Below are 21,127 nucleotides of genomic sequence, written 5' to 3'. Positions count from 1 at the left end.
AAGAGAAAAGATAAAAAAAGAAGATGAATTAAAATCACCTTCTTTTTTGAAATTATTTAATTTCCTCCAGCTGCTTGGAGCTAAGCACTTTTTTCACCACTCTGATTACACCAACTGTAATGCTGTTTCGTAAACTTTTCGTCTCTTTTCATCGGCACTAATATTTAACACAAATCCGATCATAACAGAGAGGGTTAAGAGATTCGAGCCTCCATAACTCATAAATGGAAATGGAACGCCTGTCATTGGGATAATACTCAAAATACCGCCTAAATTAATAAAGACTTGAATTAAAATTGCTGAGCCAATACCGATACAAACTAATGAATTAAAGGGGGATTGTGCTTTGATTCCAATCGCAAAAATTCTTAAAATCAGAAAGAGTAGAATCCCTAAGATGATAAATGAACGAATCAAGCCAAGTTCTTCCATGGTAACTGAAAAAATAAAATCGGTCTCAGCAACAGGTAAAAACCCCTTTTTTTGAATACTTTTACCAAGTCCAAGTCCGAACCAGCCACCGTTAAAGATAGCAAAGTAAGAATTTACTAATTGAAATCCGTTATCTAGTTGGTCTTCAAATGGATTTTTAACCACCGAAAAACGATCATACACATGATGATAACGATCAGGTATAAACCAACCCTCTTTAAAAAGAACGAGTTGTGTCATAATAAAACTAAAAACAAGAGTAATACTGAATCCGCCAATCATATATAGATAGGGGATGCCACTTGCCATTAAGATGATTAAGTAAATCAGGGTCAAAATAGTTGCTCCACCAACATTGGGTTGAGTAAATACGAGTAAAATAAGAATCCCAATAATGATACTAGGTGCTAGAACAGTTTCTTTAAAGTGAGAATTAATTTTTTCTTGCCGCCTGGAAAAGATATAGGACGCATAGAGAATAATCGTTACCATAATAAACTCAGAAGGCTGAATACTAATGGGCCCAATGTTGATCCATCTCTGAGCCCCACCAATCGTATTTCCAAGTCCTAAAACGGATGTAGAAATTAAAATGAGAGCAGAGGCACCAATCAATATTTTGTGAAAAACGGCTGTTTGATAAAGCTGTAATCTCGTTCGATAAATTAAAATAATCAGTAAAATTGATATAACTAAAAATAACAATTGTTTTGATGCGATGGATATAGAACTGAGTCCTCGCTGATCAAGATTATAGGAACTGGCACTGAAAATCATAATAATACCAGTGATGTTTAAGATGATATATGGAATCAGAATTTTAAAATCAATAAATTTAAATTTATGTAACATAACTTTGTGACACTCCCTTTCGGTCAGCATTTAGTGTAACATATCCCGTAAAAAGACACGAGTGTTTCCATAAATAAGTTTCTAAAAAAAGGATATTTTAAAGAAAATTAATAAATAAATTTTTTTTTATGAGAAAATAGCAAAGTTCATTGAAATATTTGTAGAGTTTCACTATGATTAAGATGATAAAAAATAAAGGGATGTGACGGCGTGGGAAATATTATTAAAGGTCAAGATGTTGCACAAACATTATTAATTAGTAACTGTCAAAGAGTTTCTGATGGAGTAAAACCACGGTTGGCAGTAATTCGAGTGGGAAACCATCCAAGTGAAATATCGTACGAACGTTCAGTAATAAAAAAATTGGTTCCTTTAGGAATTGATTGCGTCTCTTATGTCTATGATCAAAATATTGAACAAGAAGCTTTTGATACAGCGTTTGATCAGATTAATCATGATTCATCGGTACACAGTATTCTTTTATTAAAGCCATTACCGAAGCATTTATCTTTAGATCATGTGATTCAAACCATTGATTCATTGAAAGATGTGGATTGTATTGGCATGGTTAACATGGCTAAAATTTATCAAGAAGGTCCTAAAGGTTTCTTACCTTGTACAGCTGAAGCCGTTTTAAAGATTGTTTCTTATGCTGGAATTGAATTAAAAGGAAAATCAATTGTGATGGTTGGTTTCGGGATGGTTATTGGTCGGCCGTTAACTTTACTTCTTTTGGAAGCAGGAAGTACTGTCACAGTTTGTAATGAATATACAAAAGATTTAAAAGCAGAAAGCTCTAGAGCCGATGTTTTAATCGTTGCGACAGGTGTGATTCATCTGATTAATGAAGAGCATGTCAAAAAAGATGCAGTGGTTATTGACGTGGGAATTAATGTTAATGACAAAGGTCGTCTCGTTGGTGATGTTAATTTTGAGGATGTCCTAGAAAAAGCAGCTAGTGTGACCCCAGTTCCAGGTGGTGTTGGCACTGTCACAACCTATGTTTTAGCAACCCATGTTTTTGAAGCATATGAACAACAAAAGTAGAAGTAACAAAGAGAAAGTAGGGTATTATGAATCAAAAAGTAAACAAGGTAACGCCTTTTGCAGTATCGGGATTATCCCTGCTTTTAACCAGTGGTATGTCAATTAATGCAACGCTACCGTATATCAAAGAACATTTATCATTAAGTCAAACACAGAGTGAGTTGTTAAGCACTATTCCAAGTTTAACAGTGGTGACCTTTGTGTTATTATCAACAGCTATTATTAGCCGAATTGGCATGAAGACAACCGTGTTATTAGGGCTGTTTTTAGTCGCTATCGGGGGTGTTTTACCAGTCTTTACACCTAATAGTTATGAAGCTATTCTAGTAAGTCGCCTGATTTTAGGGTCTGGACTAGGACTGTATGTATCCTCTGCGGTTAATTACATTAATGAACTCTTTACAGGGAAGCAGCGAATGGCTTTATTAGGTATTAGAAATTCAATGGAAAGTATTGGGCAAATGGCGTTAACGTTTATTGCTGGTTTGTTACTTAGTGTTGGTTGGCAATTTTCTTATTTAATTTATCTTTTTGCGATTCCTGTTGGGATTTTATTTTATTTATTTGTTCCAGATGTGAAAAAGGAAAAAGTAGCCTCAGATAAAAAGGTTAAGATAAAAATATTACCCGTGTTAGCATTCTTTTTTGCTTCAATTATGGTCATGAATAGCATTGCAATTGCCGTTAGATTTCCTGCATTAGCGATTGATTTAAAGGGTGCTGGATATAACCCGAGTAATTATTTGGCTTTAATGCCAGTGTTAGGAATTATTGCAGGGTTCTTATTTCAAAAAATCGCGTCTCTTTTAAAATATCGTATTCTTTATTTAGCAGTGATTGTTAATTTAGTGGCGAATTTATTGATTGCTAGTTCTAAACAATCTTTTTCATTACTAGTCGTAGGATTACTCATTTCAAGTATTCCAGTTGCTTGGGTACTTCCTTACATTTTCAATCATATTGAAAAAATAGCAAGTGGCATGCCGACAAGATTTTTAACTTCTTTTATCTTTTTAGGTTGTAATTTTGGTGTGTTAACAGCACCACTTGTCATGAATGGGATGGCGTTTTTAGGTGGAACCTCTAATCTATACTTCCCGTTTTATATTTTTACATTCATTTTTGCTTTATTATTAATATTTTTAATATTACTACGCAAAAAATTAACAACAATGCCATGATATTTTCATGGCTTTTTTATTAGACTAAAATTAGAATTGTTCACATAAGTTGAATATTAAATGGTTATCTTTTTGAATATATGATACCCTTAACTTGTGAAAGTAAGCGCTTTCTTTATTTGAACTGATAAGGAGGATTTCTATTATGAACTTATTTGAAGAGATGGAATTGTATGATTATGAACAGGTGGTATTTTGCCAAGACAAGGAATCTGGATTAAAAGGAATTATTGCCATTCATGATACAACCTTAGGACCAGCACTTGGTGGCTGCCGTATGTGGCCCTACGAAACAGAAGAAGAGGCCTTAAGAGATGTACTGCGTTTATCTAAAGGAATGACATATAAAAATGCAGCAGCAGGACTAAACATTGGTGGCGGAAAGTCTGTTATCATTGGGGATCCAAAAAAAGATAAAAGTGAAGCACTATTTCGTGCTATGGGCCGCTATGTAGAAAGCTTAAATGGCCGTTATATTATTGCTGAGGATGTGGGTACAACAGAGCAAGACATGAATGCGATGTATTTAGAGACTGATTATGTGACAGGGAGTACGGCTCGTGTGGGGGCATCTGGTAATCCAAGTCCTAAAACAGCACTGGGTATCTATTATTCAATGAAACGCACAGCAAAAGAAGTATTTGGTTCGGATTCTTTAAAAGATAAAAAAATCTCTGTTCAAGGCGTTGGAAATGTTGCTTATGAATTATGTCGTTTAATTCATGAGGAAGGTGGACAGTTGATTGTTACTGATATTAACCAAGACGCAGTGAAACGTGCAGTTGATAACTTTGGTGCAGTCAGTGTGGGCATCAATGATATCTATGAAGTGGAAGCGGATATTTTTGCGCCATGTGCTTTAGGAGCTATTTTAAATGATGAGACGATTCCTAAATTAAAAGTAAAAGCAGTTTGTGGTTCTGCAAATAATCAACTAGCAGAAGGGTTGAAACATAATAAAATGCTAGAAGATCATAATATTCTTTATGCACCAGATTTTATTGTGAATAGTGGTGGCGTAATCAATGTAGCTGATGAATTAAGTGGTTACAATGAAGAGCGTGCTTTATTAAAAATTAAAGCTGTTTATGATCAAATGGGCCATGTGTTTAGAATTGCCAAAGAACAAAATATCACTACAGTTGAAGCAGCCAATCATTTGGCAGAAGAGCGAATTGGACACATTTTAAAAGTTCGTAGTACTTTCTTACAAAATGAAAAATCATCTATTTGTAAACGATAGAAATAGTAAAAAATGATGAAGGTGATTTTTAGTCATCTTCATCATTTTTTATATTTAGCATAAAGAAAGAATAGTCTGGGCAACGGCATCTTTACTTAAACGTGTTCCTGTAATACTCTCGTCAAGTATATCTCCAATAATAAATGATTGATTGGCTTGTTTAAACATTGGAATGTCATTAGCATCATTACCAAACATAGTTAATTTATCTTTCAGGTTAAGTGAGTTAAAAGCTGTCCATTTAGAAATGTCAGCAGGAGACAGGTCAATTAAATGCTCTCTTCCGTGGTAATGAACAGTGATATTTTCATCTTTAAGTGTTGCAATGATACCTGCGTCCATTGTAAAAAGAACTGCTTTTACAACTGGATTTAGAGCGTTTAATTCTTTGTTTTCTGCTTGTTTATGAGGATCAATTCCTAAATAGAGTGGATGATTCGTGTCTCCTTGATAAGAATAGTCCCAAGAACTATCAACCATATAATTTAAGTTATTACTCTCGATTAACTTAAAAATAAGGTTTTTCTCTTTTTCAGAAAAGGCAGTCGTCGTAATTTCCCCTTGATCTTTAATAAAGGCACCGTTACCACCAATTAACGTGAACTCATGAAAGTCTTCTGGTAAAACTGGTAGCATATCTCGAATGGGTCTTGCAGAAGCAAAAATAACTTTTCTATTCTTGCTAAGTTTTAAGATAGCTGAAGCAATGTCAGCCGTCATTTTTTTACCTTTGAAGATAGTTGTTCCATCTAAGTCAAATACAACAGTCATTTTATTTTCTCCTAACGTAACCAATTGTCATAGTTATTTTGTAGTAAATTTAAAAGATTGTCATAAGAAATACTTTTCAAATCGCTTAAATATCTTAAAGAGTCTTCTTGAAGTTTTAAGTAATCAATCTTTTCATAGGAAAGATTATGTGCCCAAGCTAAAGCCTCTAAACCATCTGATTCAAAGAGGATGCGATTTAAGGGTATCTCTTTAGCAATCTTTTGACTGATTGTATCATACTTTAATGATGGACCAATAGTAAAATAGCAGTCTAGTTTGAGATAGTATTTAAAAAAACTATCGCAAGAATACCAGTGAACAAGATAAGTATTTGGGTAATCTTTGATAATCTTGGCGATTTTCTCTTCTTGTCCTTTCGTATGTAAAATGACTGGCTTCTTTAAAGAACTTGCCAATTCAAGTTGCCGAGTAAAAACATCTTGTTGGATATCTAATGGTACATTCGTCCAAGTCCTATCCATACCGATTTCACCAATAATTTGAGTTTCCTTTAAAATAGGTAAGAAATCCATAAATAAAACTTTGTCACTATCCCAAGGGTGAATACCAGCACTTAAGGTTAGGAAGGGGGAGTTTTGAGTTAATAACTTGTTTCTTTGCCACTCTTCAATGGATTGACAATTAATAGTGGCAGAAATGTGATGCTCTTTTAGTAAATCGATTAATGTCTGATTCTCATCTAAATGACAATGGGCGTCAATCATAATTTATGCCTCACTTGTGTGTTTGATTTTTTTATAGATTGACTCTTTCAACTCACCTTGTTGGATGAGCCATTCTCTTGTCTGATTTTGATCAGTTAAATCCACTTCTGAGAGGATAGAACTTGGTGTATTTCCCATAACAAAAATACGGTCAGAAAGATATAAGGCTTCATCAATATCATGAGTTACTAAAATAATGGTTTTATTTAGCTGTTTAGCAATTTTTTTTAACCAATCTTGTAAAGTTTGGCGGGTGAAAATGTCTAAAGCACCAAAAGGCTCATCGAGTAATAAAATATCTCGGTCAACCAAAACAGTTCGAAGAAAAGCCACGCGTTGTTTCATACCACCAGATAGCTCATCGGGGTAACTATCTTTAACGTCATATAGACCAAACTCTTTTAAAAGCTGTTCATTTTGATCGTGATTAATCTCTAGTTTATGAATTTTTTGATACAAAGAGATATTTTGAACCACAGTTTTAGAGTTGAAAAGTAAATCGTCTTGTGGCATATAAGCAAAGTGAGCATTTAAACCAGTGATTTCTTCAGTATCGACCATCACTTTTCCCGATGAGCTAACAAGTGTGCCAGCTAAAATATTAAGCAGACTAGATTTACCGCAACCGCTAGGACCAACAATTGAAATAAATTCATTCTTGTTAATCGTAAAATTTAACTCTTTGAACACCCATTGATTTTTATAAATTAAGCCTAAATTCTCACAAATAATTTGGTTCATAATTATTTATCCTTCGTTAAAAAGTCGTTAGTAAATAATTTGTTTGAGTCAATTTTTTGATTAATTAATTTGTTTTCAAACATAAAATCAGTGTAGTTTGTCCAAACTTCTTCTTTCATGACACCCCAATTGTTAGGGTCAGAAGTATAATTTTTAGACAAGAATTCTTGCGATTTCTCTAAAAATTCTAAGTCTTGCTCAGGCGTTGCTTCGTGAAGAATTTTGGCACTTTCTTTAGGCTCTTTGATAGCATCTTGATAACCTTTTTTAGAAGCGGATAAGAAATCTTTAACAAGTTGTGAATCTTTTTCAATGGTTTCATCACGAGTGACGATAATCGGAGTATAGTAATCTAATCGTTTATCTAAATCTTTCAGTGGTAGATAGTTTAAATCAAAGCCATCCATCTTAGCTTTGGTTAAATCCCAACCTTCGAAGAACCATTTTAGATTAACATTTTTACCTAAATCACTGGCACCATTTGCGGAATTTCCCACAATCGATAATTTAGAAAAATCAGCATTAGCATTGGTCATAACAGCTTTAAGCATGGCTTCTTCACTAGGTGATTGCCAACCAGCATAGACTTTGCCTTCAAAATCTTTAGGAGACTGAATGTTGTCTTTTTTTAAACTAACAAAGCCAGAAGTGTTATGTTCCAAGACTGTGGCAATGGCTGTAACTGGGATGGGAGCATCTGAAGTTTGAGCATACGTTAAATCTTCTTGGTAACTTAAGGCAAAATCAGCTTTTCCAGCACCTAATAGAGCTAAACTGGTATTATTTTCACCCGGTTCAATAATCTCTAAATCAATCCCTTTTTCTTTAAAGTAGCCTTTTTCTTTGGCTACATAAATGCCAGTATGGTTTGTATTAGGTAGATAATCTAAGATCAATGTTACTTTCTTTAATTCATCTTTACTTGCTTTCTTATTTCCTGAACTACAACCAGCTATTAAAAATAAACCTAGAAGAGACATCCCTATAATTAAACTTTTTTTAAATTTAAACACGTGAAATCATCCTTTTTTTTATTAATATTTTTTCGATTTGAGACACTAAAAAATTAAGAACTAAGCTTAAAAGCATTATGACCAAAACTGTGGCAAAGACTTTATCAAGTAAATAGCCGTTTTTTGCACGAATCATGTAGTAACCTAAACCGGCAGAAGCACTAAGCCATTCACCAACAATAGCACCACCAACACAGTAAGTCGCTGAAATTTTTAATCCAGAAAAAAATGCAGGCATCGCTTCAGGTATTTTAACCATTTTGTAAATTTGTTTGTTACTAGCACCATACGTTTTTAAAAGATTAATTTTTTCTTGATTACTATTTTTTAAAGCATCTGAAAAAGCCACAACAATTGGGAAAAAACACATTAGGATAACAATGAGAACCTTTGGCGTTAAACCAAAACCAAACCAAATTGAAAAAATTGGTCCTAACACAAGGACAGGAATGGTTTGGGAAATAACTAAGTGTGGATAGAACATTAAACGTAACTGTTTAAAACGGTCCATCAAAATAGCAATGAAAAATGCTAAAAAAGCAGCTAAGACTAAACCAATGATAGCTTCTTTTGTAGTAACCAAAGCATGCTTCATTAGAATTGCTTTTTCACTTAGTAAAGATTGAATAATTTGAGAGGGCAAGGGGAGAACGTATAGTGGAACATGAAACGCTCGACCTAAGCCTTCCCAAAGTAAAATAATGACTGAAAAGCTAATAATGGGGTAGAGTATTTTTTTATTTATTTTTTTCACCTCGTTTCAATTTTTGCATAAAAAAAGACAAGGAAAATGAATTCACCTTGTCGAAAAATACAGATTTGTACTCTTAATTACTCCCTACGACGGTTCTAACCGACAGGTTCAAAGGGTCTAAGCTTTAGCTTACTCTCAGGCCGTCACACGACCTCCCCTGCTTATTCTAATGTAGTTGAAGTGTATCACAAAAAAATGTAAGCGGTCAACTCAATTGACTTAAAAAAGTGTTTTGCGTAATTATTAGAAAACGTTATACTATGGATAGAAAATATAAAAATAAAGAGGGGTTTGAATGGGATATCATCAAGGTTTAGCCACACAATTAGTTAAAGTTAATTCGATATTGGTGAATGAAAACAATCGCCATTCATTTAGTTTATTTTATGCCATAGAAGGTGATTTTTTATGTCAAAAAAATAAACAAACAAGCTTTTTATTAAAAGAAGGAAACTTTGTTATTAATAACAGTTCTGAGTTACTTGTTTTAAAACAAACAACGCAACATAATTCATTACTGCATTTAACATTTTATTTTTCAGAAATCGAAAAAATGATTGGTCAAGATTGGCGACCTTTTTTTAGTGATGAAAGACTGGCAAATTTTAGTGAAGAAGATAAACAAAAATTATCTGAGAAGATGTTTCGCTTAATCCTAGAGTATTCTGATATCCAATCAAAAGATCGACCGTTTCAAAGTATGACTTACTTACTTTCGTTTTTAGATGGTTTAAACAAGATTGTTTTAATAGAAGAATCAGTTAAAAAAAATCAATTATTAGTGAGTGACCATCCGAAAATCATGTCCATTATTGAGTACGTGGAAGAGTACTATAAACAAAGAATTTCACTTAAAGATATCGCCCAAAAAGAGTACTTATCAGAAGCTTATCTTTCTAGACTTTTTAAAGAAGAAACAGGTATTAATTTTTCGGATTATGTGGATAATATTCGGTTGAAACATGGGGTAGAAGAACTTAGAAATTCTAGACTTCCTGTGTTAACCATTGCTTTAAATAATGGCTTTGCAACGGGTAAACGATTTACAAAATTGTTTAAAGAAAAGTATGGCATCACACCCCATAATTACCGGAAGCAAGAAGTAGCAAAATTAGAAGACTTGAAAATTGATCGAGAGATGACAGAGGATTACAGTATTTTTTCAAAAGAAGAAATGCTGCAGATTATCGCCCAATTCATGTTAAATCAAAATTTGAAAAAAGAAAGTTTAGATTTACCTAGCCAATATCAATTAGATGTAAAAAAAGAAAGTTATGGAATTTTAAAGAAACCAGAACGAATTATTAATATTGGTTTAGCTGAAAACGGGATTTCAGAAGACGTTCGTTATCAGATTAGGTTATTACAAGAAAAGATCCCTTTTGACTATATTCGCTTTTCGGGTTTGTGTAGTGAGTCTGATAAAAGGCACTATGTCATTATGGATAAACATGTTAACAACCACCGTTTGTTTAGTTTCATCAATGAAATGAGACTTAAACCAATGATTGTTCTTGAGATAAAAAAAGAGACTACTCTGGAAAGTTGGAAAAAAGAGTTAGCTTATTTAAGAGAAGTTATTCAAGGTTATGTTCATTTCGAAGCAAGTTTTAAGTCAGGCTGGTTTTTGGAATTGAGTAGTGAAAGAGATATTTCTTTAGCTAGCTACCAAGAACTTTATCGTTATGCTTTTGATTTTTTATACAATAATTTTACAACAGGTTTTTTAGGCGTGACCAATCCGTATCAAGAAGAAACGTGCTTTAAAGAAGCCTATAAATGGATGGCTGAAACGGAAAGAATGCCACATTTTATTTCCTTTACTTACCGAGATTATGCCCTAAAAAGTCAACGGGAAGAATCAGATCATTTAGAGTTTATTGAAAAATTAGATGAGTTATTGTTGTGGCTTTCAAATTATCAAGGCATCTCAAGACAGCCAGATATTTTAGTGACGGAATGGAATATTATTGCTAGTGATAGTCATGTTTTGAGTGGGACTTTCTTTAGATCAGGAATTGTTTTAAAGTCTTTGGTTCAGTTATCTTCAAGAGTGAAAGGCGTTGGCTTTTGGCTTAATTTAGAAAGTGAATTGTGCCAAGATATCGGAAATCAAGATTCTAATTTATCTATCTTTTTACACGGTCCATTAAGGCGTCCTCTGTTTTTTGTTTTAACTCTGTTTGAGCGAGTGGGAGACCAAATAATTAGTGAAACGGACCGCTACATATTAACCAAACGATTTAATTCCTACTATTTACTTTTCTATAATTATTATTACATTGATCCAGCTAATACGGCTTATGAAAATTTGTGGAAGACTTCAAAAAAAGAAGCTATATTTAAGTTTAATCAGTTAAAGAAAGGTAACTACTTAGTGAAACGATTTTTATTAGATAGTAATCATGGGGGATTTACAATCAATGGTTAAAAGCTGGTGGCACGATTGAAATGGATACAGACATTCAAGAGTTTCTACTTCAATCTGTAGTACCAGATTTTCAAATGAGAAAAATAGAAGTGAATGATGGGGTTATTGAAGAAAGAACCTCATTAGAAATCAATGCATGTTACTTAGTGATTATTAACCGAATCACAGAAGATTAAAAAGGTTAAAAAAAGAAGGTCTAATTTTGACCTTTACAAAAAATTAGTTACAAATAGGAAAATATAAACCATATAAATAACAAAAAAAGGCACGACAATTCACAAGAATAATTCTATGATTGAAGTGTGAAAACGTTAAAGAGGTGCGCAATTAATGAAAAAAGTTTTAGTATTACATACCGGTGGAACCATTTCCATGACCCAAGAAAAAGACGGAGCTGTTGGTTTATCTAGCCAACACCCTTTGAAGGAAACGATGGATTTGTTACCTGATAACATTCAAGTAGAAGTGGAAGAAATATTTAATTTACCATCACCACATATTACACCTAATGAGATGTTGATTTTAAAAAATCGAATTGAGATTGCTCAAGGCCAAAATTTTGATGGAGTTGTGATTACTCATGGCACAGATACCTTAGAAGAAACAGCTTATTTTCTTGATATTTCATTTAAAAAAGAAATAGCTGTTGTTTTAACAGGAGCCATGCGTTCAAGTAATGAATTAGGCGCAGATGGACTTTATAACTACGTTCAAGCAATAATCACTGCCTCAGATGATAAATCAAAAGATCAAGGCGTGTTAGTTGTGATGAATGATGAAATCCATGCAGGTCGTTTTGTTACAAAGACACATACAACAAGTGTTGACACCTTTAGAACACCAACATTTGGTCCGATTGGGATTATTTCAAAACGCCAAGTTATCTTCCTAAAAGAAGTTGTAGAACATCATGCCTTATCGATTTCATCGGTAGAAGGAAAAGTCATTCTTTTAAAAGCTTATGCTGGAATGGATGCCATGTTGTTTGAAATTTTAAAGGATGCTAAGGTCGATGGTGTCGTTGTTGAAGCGTTGGGTGCAGGTAATTTGCCACCTAATGTGGTGAAAAATTTAGAAGAGATGATAAATGACGGGATTCCAGTAGCTTTAGTTTCAAGATGTTCTAATGGAATTGCTCAAGATATTTATGATTACGAAGGTGGAGGTATTCCGCTTAGAAAACTAGGTGTCATGTTTGTTAAAGGATTAACCGGACCAAAAGCTAGATTGCGCATGCTAGTCGGTCTTAACGCGCGTTTATCACATCATGAATTACGTCAGTTTATGACAGAATAAACTAAAAATATAAAGGGGATAATTAACATGATGTATCGGACAGAAAGAGATAGTGTTGGAGAATTAGAAGTACCTGCGGATAGTTACTACGGGGTTCATTCTTTACGGGCGAAAATAAACTTCCCAATTACAAGTCAACGACTTGATAAGGACTTTATTATTAGTTTAGCTCAAGTCAAAAAAGCCACTGCTTTAGCCAATCATAAACTAGGTCTATTACCAGATTTAAAAGTTAAAGCAATTATTCAAGCAAGTGACGAAATTATCTCTGGTAAACTTCATGATCAATTTATTGTTGATCCGATACAAGGTGGTGCTGGAACAAGTAGCAATATGAATGTTAATGAGGTCATAACTAACCGTGCGATTGAGCTTTTAGGTGGTAAAAAAGGTGATTTCTCAATCGTTCATCCCAATGATGATGTGAATAAAGGACAGTCAACGAATGATGTTTACCCAACAGCTGGTAAATTAACCATGTTGAAAAAAATACCAGATTTAATGTACCAACTAGAGCGGTTAAGAGATGTGTTTGAAGAAAAATCATTGGAGTTTCAAGATGTATTAAAATTGGGTCGGACTCAATTAAGCGATGCAGTCCCAATTACGTTAGGACAAGAATTCCATGCGTATTATACAGTAACAAAAAGAAATATTAAGCGTTTAGAGCATGTGAAGGAAGAAATGGAAACTATTAACTTGGGTGGCACTGCTATCGGAACAGGAATTACAGCTCATCCTGAGTTAGCACAGACAGTGATTCCCTATTTAAATACAATAACGAATCAAAATTTACAAACTTCAGATGATTTAGTGGATGGCACTCAAAATATCGAACAATATGTGATTCTTTCAGATGTTTTAAAATCAATCGCCATTAGTTTATCAAAAATCGCTAACGATATTCGGTTACTTTCTTCAGGTCCAAATTCAGGGATTGGAGAAATAACGATTCCTGCCAGACAAAACGGTTCTTCTATTATGCCAGGGAAAATTAATCCTGTGATTCCAGAAGTTGTGACGCAATGTTCTTTTGTGGTAATGGGAAATAATGCGATTATTGGCTCAGCAGCAGAAGCAGGACAACTTGAATTAAACGCCTTTGAACCTGTTGTTTTCTATAAATTATTAGAGTCTTTCCAAGTTTTAACCAATGGTATTTCAACCTTTGTGGATCATTGCGTATCAGGAATTGAAGCCAATAAAGAAAGATGTTCTGATAATTTAGAACGAAGCACGTACTTAGCTACCGTTCTTTCAGAAACAATCGGATACACTCGAGCAGCTGATATTGCGAAAGAGAGTTTAACGACAGGACAAACGATTCGTGAAATTGCAGAAGCCCAAGGGATAAAAATAGAAACTCATGAAAAAGTAGCTTCATTAGTAAAATAGATTAAAAAGGATTGATGACTGAAGTGGATATTAAAGAAGCGGCCTTAAAAGTACATGAAGAAAATCACGGGAAATTAGAAATTAAAAGCAAATTAAGTGTAAAAACGAATGAAGAGTTAGCTTTAGCTTATACACCGGGTGTCGCTGAACCTTGTAAAAAAATTGCTGAAAATCCAGCCGATAGTTATAAATATACGTCAAGAGGTAATCTGGTAGCAGTTATTTCTGACGGGACAGCAGTGTTAGGTTTAGGCGATATTGGACCAAGAGCAGCGATGCCTGTTATGGAAGGGAAGTCAATTTTGTTTAAAGAATTTGCTGATATTGATTCTTATCCATTGGTGCTAAATGAAACAGATCCAGATAAGTTAGTTAAAATTATTGCCTCTTTGCAATATAGTTTTGGTGGGATTAATTTAGAAGATATCTCAGCACCTCGTTGTTTTGAAGTGGAAAGAAAATTAAAAGAAATAGTTGATATCCCAGTTTTTCATGATGATCAACATGGAACAGCCATTGTTGTGGCTTCAGGAATTATTAACAGCTTAAAAATTGTTAATAAAAAAATGGAAGATGTCAAAATTGTTTTGAATGGACCAGGTGCCGCAGGGACAGCCATTATAAAATTATTACAAGAACTTGGCGCAACTGATATTATTGCGTGCGATCAATTTGGAATTTTAGATTTAGAAAGCGAAAATTTAACGGAATCTCATAAAATTGATTTAGCTAAAAGCACTAATCCTAGAAATATTAAAGGTAGTTTAGTTGATGCGGTTAAAGAGGCTGATATTTTCGTAGGTGTTTCAGTTCCGGGAATTTTAACACCTGAAATGGTTCGCACAATGGCCATAGATCCTATTGTGTTTGCTATGGCCAATCCAGTTCCTGAAATTATGTATGACGAAGCAATTGAAGCTGGTGTTAAAGTAATGGGTACAGGGCGTTCTGACTTTCCTAATCAAATTAACAATGTTCTTGCTTTTCCAGGAATATTTAAAGGCGCTTTAGGTGTTAGAGCCAGTGAAATAAATGAAGAAATGAAGAAAGCAGCAGCGTATGCCATTGCGAATTTAATTACTGAGGAAGAGTTATCAGCAGAGTATGTGATTCCTAATCCTTTTGATAAACGCGTGGTTAGTGCTGTGGAAGCAGCGGTCGCAAAAGCGGCTATTGCAACAGGTGTTGCTGAAATCACAGGGGGAAATTAACGTGTCATATCGAATAGAAAAAGATTCACTTGGAGAAGTTAAGGTACCAACTAATCATAAATGGGGAGCACAAACACAAAGAAGTATTGATAATTTCAAAATTAGTAAGGATCAAATTCCGATTTCTGTTATCTATGGTTTAATTGAAATCAAACGTGCTGCTGCAGTAGTTAATCACCGTTTAGGTAAATTAACTGAAGAAAAAGAAGTTGCGATTAAGTCTGCCTGTGATGAGATTTTGTCAGGAAAATGGAATGAAGAGTTTCCATTAAAAGTCTATCAAACAGGTAGTGGGACGCAAAGTAACATGAATACCAATGAAGTGATTGCCCATCTTTGTACAGAATCAGGTGTCAACATCCATCCAAATGATGATGTGAATATGTCCCAAAGTTCGAATGACACGTTTCCAACAGCGATGCATATTGCTGCTTGCTTAGAGCTGCAACCACTTCTTAAAGAGTTAGATGAATGGATTAAGTTATTAGCCGAATTAGAGTCAGAAAATAAAGAAATTATCAAAATTGGTCGAACTCACTTACAAGATGCCACTCCTTTAACCTTTGGGCAAGAAATTAGTGGTTGGAGAACCATGATTGAAAAAGCGAAGAGTTTTATTGAAATGAGTAGTGAATCATTAAAACATTTAACAATTGGTGGCACGGCAGTTGGAACAGGCTTAAATGCACCTGATGGTTTTGATGTAGCAATGGCACAAGAAATCGCCAACCACACTAACTATCCATTTGAAACAGAAGCTAACAAGTTTTACGGATTAACAAGTCACTCAGGACTTTCTTTTACTCACGGGCATTGCGAGCTTTGGCGAGTGATTTAATGAAGATCGCCAATGACATTAGATGGTTAGCAAGTGGACCAAGAGCTGGATTAGGCGAGATTACCATTCCAGAAAATGAACCAGGTAGCTCAATTATGCCAGGAAAAGTTAATCCGACTCAAGCTGAAAGTTTAACAATGATAGCTTGCCAAATTATGGGAAATGATACAACGATTCAAGTAGCAAGTAGTCAAGGAAACTTTGAACTGAATGTCTTTAAACCTGTAATTATTAATAACTTTTTGGAGAGTGTACAGCTACTGACAGAAGGGATGTATTCATTTAGAATTCATTGCTTAGTGGGTGTTAAGGCAGATAAAGGGGCTATGACAGATGGAGTTAATAACTCATTGATGTTAGTGACTGCTTTAAGCCCTCATATTGGGTATGAAAAATGTGCCGAAGTAGCGAAATTTGCCCATAAAGAAAAGTTATCTTTAAAAGAAGCAGTATTAAAATTAGAATATGCGACAGAAGAAGAGTTTTCAAATTGGGTTAAACCAGAAAAAATGATATAAAAAACTAAAAGTAAGAATGGGTCACAGTATTTTTTGTGATTTATTCTTACTTTTTTGTCGGTTGAGCAATATATATAGTAAAATGAAAGGAACAATAATAAAGTTGGTGACAAAATGAAAATATTTTTAGTTGAAGATGATACAAAACTTAGAGGGTTAATCAAAACTCATTTAGAAAAATACCAATATGATGTTTGTGCAATAGATGACTTTGAAAAAGTAGGGGAGTTGTTTGAAAAAAGTGAAGCTCATTTGATTTTGATGGATATCAATATTCCGTATTTTGACGGTTTTTATTGGACCACTCAAATCAGAAAGAAATCTAAATCCCCGATTATATTTATATCCGCCAGAGATGGTCAAATGGATCAGGTAATGGCTTTAGAATATGGTGGAGATGATTATTTAGTGAAGCCATTTTCATATGAACTACTTATCGCAAAAGTTAAATCTCATTTAAGAAGGGCTTACGGAGAGTATTCGGATTTAAAAGAAGAACGCATTATTAAACAAAAAGGTATTACTTTTTATCCGGAGCGTTTGGAGGTTAAATGTAATAACCAAACAGAACTGCTTTCCCAAAAAGAAGGGCAACTTTTAGAAACGTTACTAAGTAAGTATCCAGAAGTCATTTCAAGGCAAGAATTACTTGCTAAGATTTGGGATGTGGAGTCCTTTGTGGATGATAATACACTTTCAGTTAATATGACGAGGTTAAGAAAGAAAATGGATTGTTTAGGATTAGAGGACAGTATTTTAACAGTCCGTGGGAAGGGATATCGATTGGTTTTATCGATGAGCGAGTAAATAATGAAACGATATATAAAACACCATTTACCTTATTTGTTATTAGTTATTATCGTGATTAGTTTGTTTATGAGTTTAATGTATTTGGATGGTTACCACAATTGGAATATTTTAATTTATGGGTGTCTTCTAATTCTGGTATCGACTATTTCTTTGCTTGGGATTACCTGGTTTAGGCAACGGCAATTATACTCTTTGCTATCTTTAAAAAAGGGTAGCTCCATCGAAAAATTAGCAGAAGATGGGTCAACCTTGTCAAATGACTTATATCGATTAATGTCAAAGGAGCAATTAAACTACTATCAAGAAATTAAAGGTTACAAAAATAAAATGGCAGATCATCAAAACTTTATGTACGAATGGGTGCATCAAATGAAAACGCCAATCACTGTGATGGAATTAATGATTGATGGTGATAATTATGAAAAAGATAGTTTATTAGAAGAAATAGATAAACTAAAAGAAGGTCTTAATCTTGCGTTAAATATGGCGAGATTAGATGCTTTTCAACATGATTTAATGATTGAGAAAGTGAATATTAGAGAGCTAGTTGTAAAAATTTTAAATGAACAGAAAAGAAATCTAATTAGAAATGAAATTTACCCGAAAGTATTAATTGAAAAGGATTTGTTTATTGAGTCCGATCAAAAATGGTTAGGTTTTTGCTTAACTCAAATAATTTTAAATAGTATTAAATACACAGAAAAAAATGAGCATCGTTTGGAGATCAAAGCAGTAGAAACTTCAGAAGAAATTCAAGTAATGATTAAAGATTATGGAATGGGGATTTCTCAAAGTAATTTACCAAGAATTTTCCGTCCCTTTTTTACAGGGAAAACAGGGCGAGAAATTCAAGAAGCGACAGGCATGGGATTATATTTAACGCAACAAGTCTGTTTAAAATTAAATCACCGGATTTCTGTTGAATCAAAAGTGAATAAAGGAACTGTGATGATTATCCATCTGAATAATATAAGGAGTGAGGCAATTGATTAGAGAATTTGAGCTACAAGGCTTAGCTGAAAATAAAATACCAATGGAAAATTATATGAAAAATCGTTATTCTTTTGTTGGTGTTAAAGCAGTTGCTCGTAGAGAACAAAGTAAAGAGCTGATTAGTCAAAGCAAGAAGGTTTCGCTTGAAGAGCTTTTTGAAATGATTAGAGAATTATATGAGAGAGAAGAAAGAGAATATCAAAATGTAGCAATTGATATGTGTGAAGCCAATTTTAAACGATTATCTTGGGAAGAATTAGAAAAGTATACGAAATTTATTCAGGAGAAGTCTTGGTGGGATACAGTGGATGCTTGGCGAAAAATTTATGGTTTATATATCAAAAAGTATCCTGAAGACAAAGAAAAAGTTTTTGATTATTTTTATGGTCATGATAATTTATGGATGAGACGAGTGGCTATTAATTTACAATTAATGGAAAAAGAGCTGACCAATACAGACTTATTAAGTAAAGCTATTTGGTATGATATTAGAACAGATGAATTTTTTATTCAAAAAGCAATCGGTTGGTCACTGAGACAATACGCTAAAACAAATCCGGAATGGGTCATAGCTTTTGTTGAGGAAAATGAGCTTACCATTTTTGCACAAAAAGAGGCTCTTAAGTTGTTAAATAAGAACCTTTAAAAAAATTTCTTTTTCCTGTTGGTCAATCGAAAAAGTAAGGATTTATCAAGTTCATTTACCGGTAAATTATTGCATTAGGAGTTGTTTTCCTTTATAGTGATAAAGTCTACAAACTTTGGAAAGTAGGAATTAAAAAATGAAACCATCTATTTATGGATTAACTCAAGAAGAGTTGAATCAATGGTTAGTAAATAACGGCGAAAAGAAATTTAGAGGCAGTCAAATTTGGGATTGGTTATATCAAAAAAGAGTTCGTGAATTTAGTGAAATGAAGAACATCTCTAAGGATTTATTAGCTAAATTGGAAGCAGAATTCATCATTAATCCTTTAAATGAAGTCGTTGTTCAAGAATCAAATGACGGAACAGTTAAATATTTATTTGAATTAGAAGACAAACACATGATTGAAACGGTGTTAATGCGCCAAAAATACGGTTTTTCTGTCTGCGTGACAACACAAATCGGTTGTAATATTGGTTGTTCTTTCTGTGCGAGTGGATTACTCAAAAAACAAAGAAATCTTACAGCTGGAGAAATTGTTGCTCAAATTATGCAAGTTCAACATTACTTTGATCAAAGAGAACAAGGTGAACGTGTCAGTCATATTGTGGTAATGGGAATTGGTGAACCTTTTGATAATTACGATAACGTGATGAATTTCTTACACATTATGAATGATTCAAATGGTCTAGCGATTGGAGCAAGACATATGACTGTTTCAACAAGTGGTTTAGTGCCAAAAATCAAGAAATTTGCGACAAACGGGTTACAAGTTAACTTGGCTATTTCCCTTCATGCGCCTAATAATGACGTGAGAACAGCGATGATGGTTATTAACAAAGCCTATCCATTGGAAAAATTAATGGACGCAGTTGATTTTTACATCGCAGAGACAAATCGACGAGTGACCTTTGAATATATCATGCTATCAAATGTTAATGATCGTCCGGAGCATGCCCAACAGTTAGCTGATTTGTTAAGCGATAAGAAAAAATTAACGTATGTTAACTTGATTCCTTATAATCCAGTAAGTGAACATGATAATTACCAACGAAGCACCAAAAAAGACATTGTTGCATTTTATGATGTGTTACAAAAAAATAATATTAACGCGGTGATTCGTCAAGAATTCGGTACAGATATTGATGCAGCATGTGGTCAGCTAAGAAGTAAACAGATGAAAAAGAAAAAATAATTCAAAAAAGAAACGGAATATAACATTCTGTTTCTTTTTTTATTGACTTTAAGTAAGCAATTTGGTAAGCTCTTTCCAATACATTAAAATCAAATGAGACGTTATTCATATTTTGTTTTTAGTGATAACATTAAAGGGGTGGTTAATTTGAAAGAAATGACGCAATCATTATTTATAGCTTATTTTATTAGTCGTTTATGTATCAAAGTTAAGGACTTTTCTGTCCAAGAATCGGAAGACCACCAATGTTGTTGCATCTTTTTCTAATGAGACAAAAAAATTGAAAAAGAGGAAAACAAATGACGAAGAAACCAGTAGTAGGAATTTCAGCCAACGATATCGCAGATTCAGGAGATAAGTTACATAATTTACCGATTAGTTATATTCCATCAGGTTACGTAAAAGGGGTTCAATTAGCGGGAGGATTGCCTTTACTATTACCTTTAGGAACCAAAGAAGATGCAAAAATGTATGTTTCTCAAATTGACAAGTTGATCTTAACAGGAGGTCAAAATGTTAATCCTAAGTTTTATAATGAAACACCCATTTTTGATCATTCTTTAATGATGACTGCTCGAGATGAATTTGAGATGGCATTAATCGAAGAAACACTTAAGCAAAAGAAACCTATTTTTGCCGTTTGCCGAGGGTTACAATTATTAAATGTCACACTAGGGGGAACGCTGTTTCAAGATATTAGCACAAGAGAAAATCAAAAAGTGACACATATGCAAGAGCCAATTCCAAGACAAGTTCCCACACATAAAATTCAAACTGAGAATGATAGTATTTTAAGAGAAATTTACGGAGAAGAAACAAGTGTTAATTCTTTCCATTTTCAGTCAATTAAAGATTTAGCGACACCTTTAAAACTCACAGCAGTTAGTGAGGATCAGATTGTAGAAGGTGTTGAGAGCGTGAATAAGGAGCAGCGGTTACTAGGTGTTCAGTGGCATCCTGATTTTTCATACGAAGAATTAGAACAAGAACGTCGCATGTTCCAATATGTTGTGAATGAACTTTAATGGGGGTAGG

19 protein-coding genes, 1 pseudogene and 1 riboswitch are annotated in these 21,127 nt (G+C 33.7%); of the genes and pseudogenes, 14 read left to right on the top strand and 6 right to left on the bottom strand.

Going from position 1 to position 21,127, the window contains the following annotated elements; all coding sequences use genetic code 11:
• Positions 1-105: 105 nt before the first annotated feature.
• The gene (locus G7082_RS13520; protein WP_166035729.1) at positions 106-1,284 is read right to left on the bottom strand and encodes an FtsW/RodA/SpoVE family cell cycle protein; all 1,179 of its coding nucleotides are present in this window, start codon (positions 1,282-1,284) and stop codon (positions 106-108) included.
• 210 nt (positions 1,285-1,494) lie between these two features.
• Here G7082_RS13520 and G7082_RS13515 point away from each other — a divergent pair, with 210 nt between their 5' ends.
• The 3 genes from G7082_RS13515 (at position 1,495) to G7082_RS13505 (ending at position 4,755) form a co-directional block, all read left to right on the top strand.
• Positions 1,495-2,331 carry a bifunctional 5,10-methylenetetrahydrofolate dehydrogenase/5,10-methenyltetrahydrofolate cyclohydrolase gene (locus G7082_RS13515; protein ID WP_166035728.1) on the top strand — a complete coding sequence of 279 codons (837 nt, stop codon included), beginning with the start codon at positions 1,495-1,497 and terminating at the stop codon, positions 2,329-2,331.
• 26 nt (positions 2,332-2,357) lie between these two features.
• A complete protein-coding gene (locus tag G7082_RS13510; RefSeq protein ID WP_166035727.1) occupies positions 2,358-3,512 on the top strand; it encodes an MFS transporter in 1,155 nt (384 codons plus the stop codon).
• A gap of 145 nt (positions 3,513-3,657) precedes the next feature.
• Entirely contained in the window at positions 3,658-4,755 is a 1,098-nt protein-coding gene (locus G7082_RS13505; RefSeq protein WP_166035726.1) for a Glu/Leu/Phe/Val dehydrogenase, read from the top strand.
• A 54-nt stretch (positions 4,756-4,809) separates the two neighbouring features.
• Here G7082_RS13505 and G7082_RS13500 read toward each other — a convergent pair whose 3' ends face one another.
• From G7082_RS13500 to G7082_RS13480, 5 genes are read right to left on the bottom strand one after another with little or no spacing between them, the layout of a single operon-like run.
• Entirely contained in the window at positions 4,810-5,526 is a 717-nt protein-coding gene (locus G7082_RS13500; RefSeq protein WP_166035725.1) for an HAD-IIB family hydrolase, read from the bottom strand.
• A gap of 11 nt (positions 5,527-5,537) precedes the next feature.
• The gene (locus tag G7082_RS13495; RefSeq protein WP_166035724.1) at positions 5,538-6,251 is read right to left on the bottom strand and encodes a TatD family hydrolase; all 714 of its coding nucleotides are present in this window, start codon (positions 6,249-6,251) and stop codon (positions 5,538-5,540) included.
• A 3-nt stretch (positions 6,252-6,254) separates the two neighbouring features.
• A complete protein-coding gene (locus G7082_RS13490; RefSeq protein ID WP_166035723.1) occupies positions 6,255-6,992 on the bottom strand; it encodes an ABC transporter ATP-binding protein in 738 nt (245 codons plus the stop codon).
• Between the two features lie 2 nt (positions 6,993-6,994).
• On the bottom strand, positions 6,995-8,005 hold the full coding sequence (locus G7082_RS13485) for an ABC transporter substrate-binding protein (RefSeq protein WP_275115394.1): 1,011 nt from the start codon (positions 8,003-8,005) through the stop codon (positions 6,995-6,997).
• Positions 7,998-8,759 carry an ABC transporter permease gene (locus G7082_RS13480; protein WP_166035722.1) on the bottom strand — a complete coding sequence of 254 codons (762 nt, stop codon included), beginning with the start codon at positions 8,757-8,759 and terminating at the stop codon, positions 7,998-8,000. The genes G7082_RS13485 and G7082_RS13480 overlap by 8 nt, the downstream gene beginning before the upstream one ends.
• A gap of 64 nt (positions 8,760-8,823) precedes the next feature.
• Positions 8,824-8,928: riboswitch (TPP riboswitch) on the bottom strand.
• A gap of 126 nt (positions 8,929-9,054) precedes the next feature.
• On the opposite strand from G7082_RS13480, the gene G7082_RS13475 reads away from it, so the two are divergent.
• From G7082_RS13475 to G7082_RS13425, 11 genes and pseudogenes are all read left to right on the top strand, one after another.
• Positions 9,055-11,190, top strand: coding sequence for a helix-turn-helix transcriptional regulator (locus G7082_RS13475; RefSeq protein WP_166035721.1), 2,136 nt, complete (start codon positions 9,055-9,057; stop codon positions 11,188-11,190).
• Positions 11,191-11,210: 20 nt separating this feature from the next.
• Entirely contained in the window at positions 11,211-11,366 is a 156-nt protein-coding gene (locus tag G7082_RS13470; RefSeq protein ID WP_166035720.1) for a hypothetical protein, read from the top strand.
• A gap of 154 nt (positions 11,367-11,520) precedes the next feature.
• Positions 11,521-12,486, top strand: coding sequence for an asparaginase (locus G7082_RS13465; protein ID WP_166035719.1), 966 nt, complete (start codon positions 11,521-11,523; stop codon positions 12,484-12,486).
• Positions 12,487-12,513: 27 nt separating this feature from the next.
• The gene (locus G7082_RS13460) at positions 12,514-13,881 is read left to right on the top strand and encodes an aspartate ammonia-lyase (protein ID WP_166035718.1); all 1,368 of its coding nucleotides are present in this window, start codon (positions 12,514-12,516) and stop codon (positions 13,879-13,881) included.
• A 14-nt stretch (positions 13,882-13,895) separates the two neighbouring features.
• Complete coding sequence (locus G7082_RS13455) at positions 13,896-15,092, top strand: NAD(P)-dependent malic enzyme (RefSeq protein ID WP_338064234.1); 1,197 nt, start codon at positions 13,896-13,898, stop codon at positions 15,090-15,092.
• A 1-nt stretch (position 15,093) separates the two neighbouring features.
• Positions 15,094-16,448 (top strand): annotated as a pseudogene (fumC, locus tag G7082_RS13450) (class II fumarate hydratase).
• A 114-nt stretch (positions 16,449-16,562) separates the two neighbouring features.
• Positions 16,563-17,255, top strand: a complete 693-nt coding sequence (locus G7082_RS13445) for a response regulator transcription factor (protein WP_166035717.1) — start codon at positions 16,563-16,565, stop codon at positions 17,253-17,255.
• Between the two features lie 3 nt (positions 17,256-17,258).
• On the top strand, positions 17,259-18,251 hold the full coding sequence (locus G7082_RS13440; protein ID WP_166035716.1) for a sensor histidine kinase: 993 nt from the start codon (positions 17,259-17,261) through the stop codon (positions 18,249-18,251).
• Entirely contained in the window at positions 18,235-18,897 is a 663-nt protein-coding gene (locus G7082_RS13435) for a DNA alkylation repair protein (RefSeq protein ID WP_338064233.1), read from the top strand. The genes G7082_RS13440 and G7082_RS13435 overlap by 17 nt, the downstream gene beginning before the upstream one ends.
• 136 nt (positions 18,898-19,033) lie before the next feature.
• Positions 19,034-20,092: a dual-specificity RNA methyltransferase RlmN gene (gene rlmN, locus G7082_RS13430; protein WP_166035715.1), complete on the top strand. Its 1,059-nt coding sequence runs from the start codon at positions 19,034-19,036 to the stop codon at positions 20,090-20,092.
• A 299-nt stretch (positions 20,093-20,391) separates the two neighbouring features.
• The gene (locus G7082_RS13425) at positions 20,392-21,117 is read left to right on the top strand and encodes a gamma-glutamyl-gamma-aminobutyrate hydrolase family protein (protein WP_166035714.1); all 726 of its coding nucleotides are present in this window, start codon (positions 20,392-20,394) and stop codon (positions 21,115-21,117) included.
• The last annotated feature ends 10 nt before the right edge of the window (positions 21,118-21,127 follow it).

It is taken from the genome of Vagococcus hydrophili (assembly GCF_011304195.1).
GTDB classification, from domain to species: Bacteria; Bacillota; Bacilli; order Lactobacillales; family Vagococcaceae; genus Vagococcus; species Vagococcus hydrophili.
The sequence above is the reverse complement of the archived record's forward strand: the minus strand, read 5'-3'. Positions and strand labels throughout refer to the sequence as shown.

Bases quoted from the DNA above. Each gene is read 5' to 3' on its own strand.
- G7082_RS13490 (WP_166035723.1), bottom strand. From the start codon at position 6,992: ATGAACCAAATTATTTGTGAGAATTTAGGCTTAATTTATAAAAATCAA.
- G7082_RS13445 (WP_166035717.1), top strand. From the start codon at position 16,563: ATGAAAATATTTTTAGTTGAAGATGATACAAAACTTAGAGGGTTAATC.
- G7082_RS13465 (WP_166035719.1), top strand. From the start codon at position 11,521: ATGAAAAAAGTTTTAGTATTACATACCGGTGGAACCATTTCCATGACC.
- rlmN (WP_166035715.1), top strand. From the start codon at position 19,034: ATGAAACCATCTATTTATGGATTAACTCAAGAAGAGTTGAATCAATGG.
- G7082_RS13505 (WP_166035726.1), top strand. From the start codon at position 3,658: ATGAACTTATTTGAAGAGATGGAATTGTATGATTATGAACAGGTGGTA.
- G7082_RS13475 (WP_166035721.1), top strand. From the start codon at position 9,055: ATGGGATATCATCAAGGTTTAGCCACACAATTAGTTAAAGTTAATTCG.
- G7082_RS13500 (WP_166035725.1), bottom strand. From the start codon at position 5,526: ATGACTGTTGTATTTGACTTAGATGGAACAACTATCTTCAAAGGTAAA.
- G7082_RS13440 (WP_166035716.1), top strand. From the start codon at position 17,259: ATGAAACGATATATAAAACACCATTTACCTTATTTGTTATTAGTTATT.
- G7082_RS13470 (WP_166035720.1), top strand. From the start codon at position 11,211: ATGGATACAGACATTCAAGAGTTTCTACTTCAATCTGTAGTACCAGAT.
- G7082_RS13460 (WP_166035718.1), top strand. From the start codon at position 12,514: ATGATGTATCGGACAGAAAGAGATAGTGTTGGAGAATTAGAAGTACCT.
- G7082_RS13520 (WP_166035729.1), bottom strand. From the start codon at position 1,284: ATGTTACATAAATTTAAATTTATTGATTTTAAAATTCTGATTCCATAT.
- G7082_RS13495 (WP_166035724.1), bottom strand. From the start codon at position 6,251: ATGATTGACGCCCATTGTCATTTAGATGAGAATCAGACATTAATCGAT.
- G7082_RS13425 (WP_166035714.1), top strand. From the start codon at position 20,392: ATGACGAAGAAACCAGTAGTAGGAATTTCAGCCAACGATATCGCAGAT.
- G7082_RS13455 (WP_338064234.1), top strand. From the start codon at position 13,896: ATGACTGAAGTGGATATTAAAGAAGCGGCCTTAAAAGTACATGAAGAA.
- G7082_RS13510 (WP_166035727.1), top strand. From the start codon at position 2,358: ATGAATCAAAAAGTAAACAAGGTAACGCCTTTTGCAGTATCGGGATTA.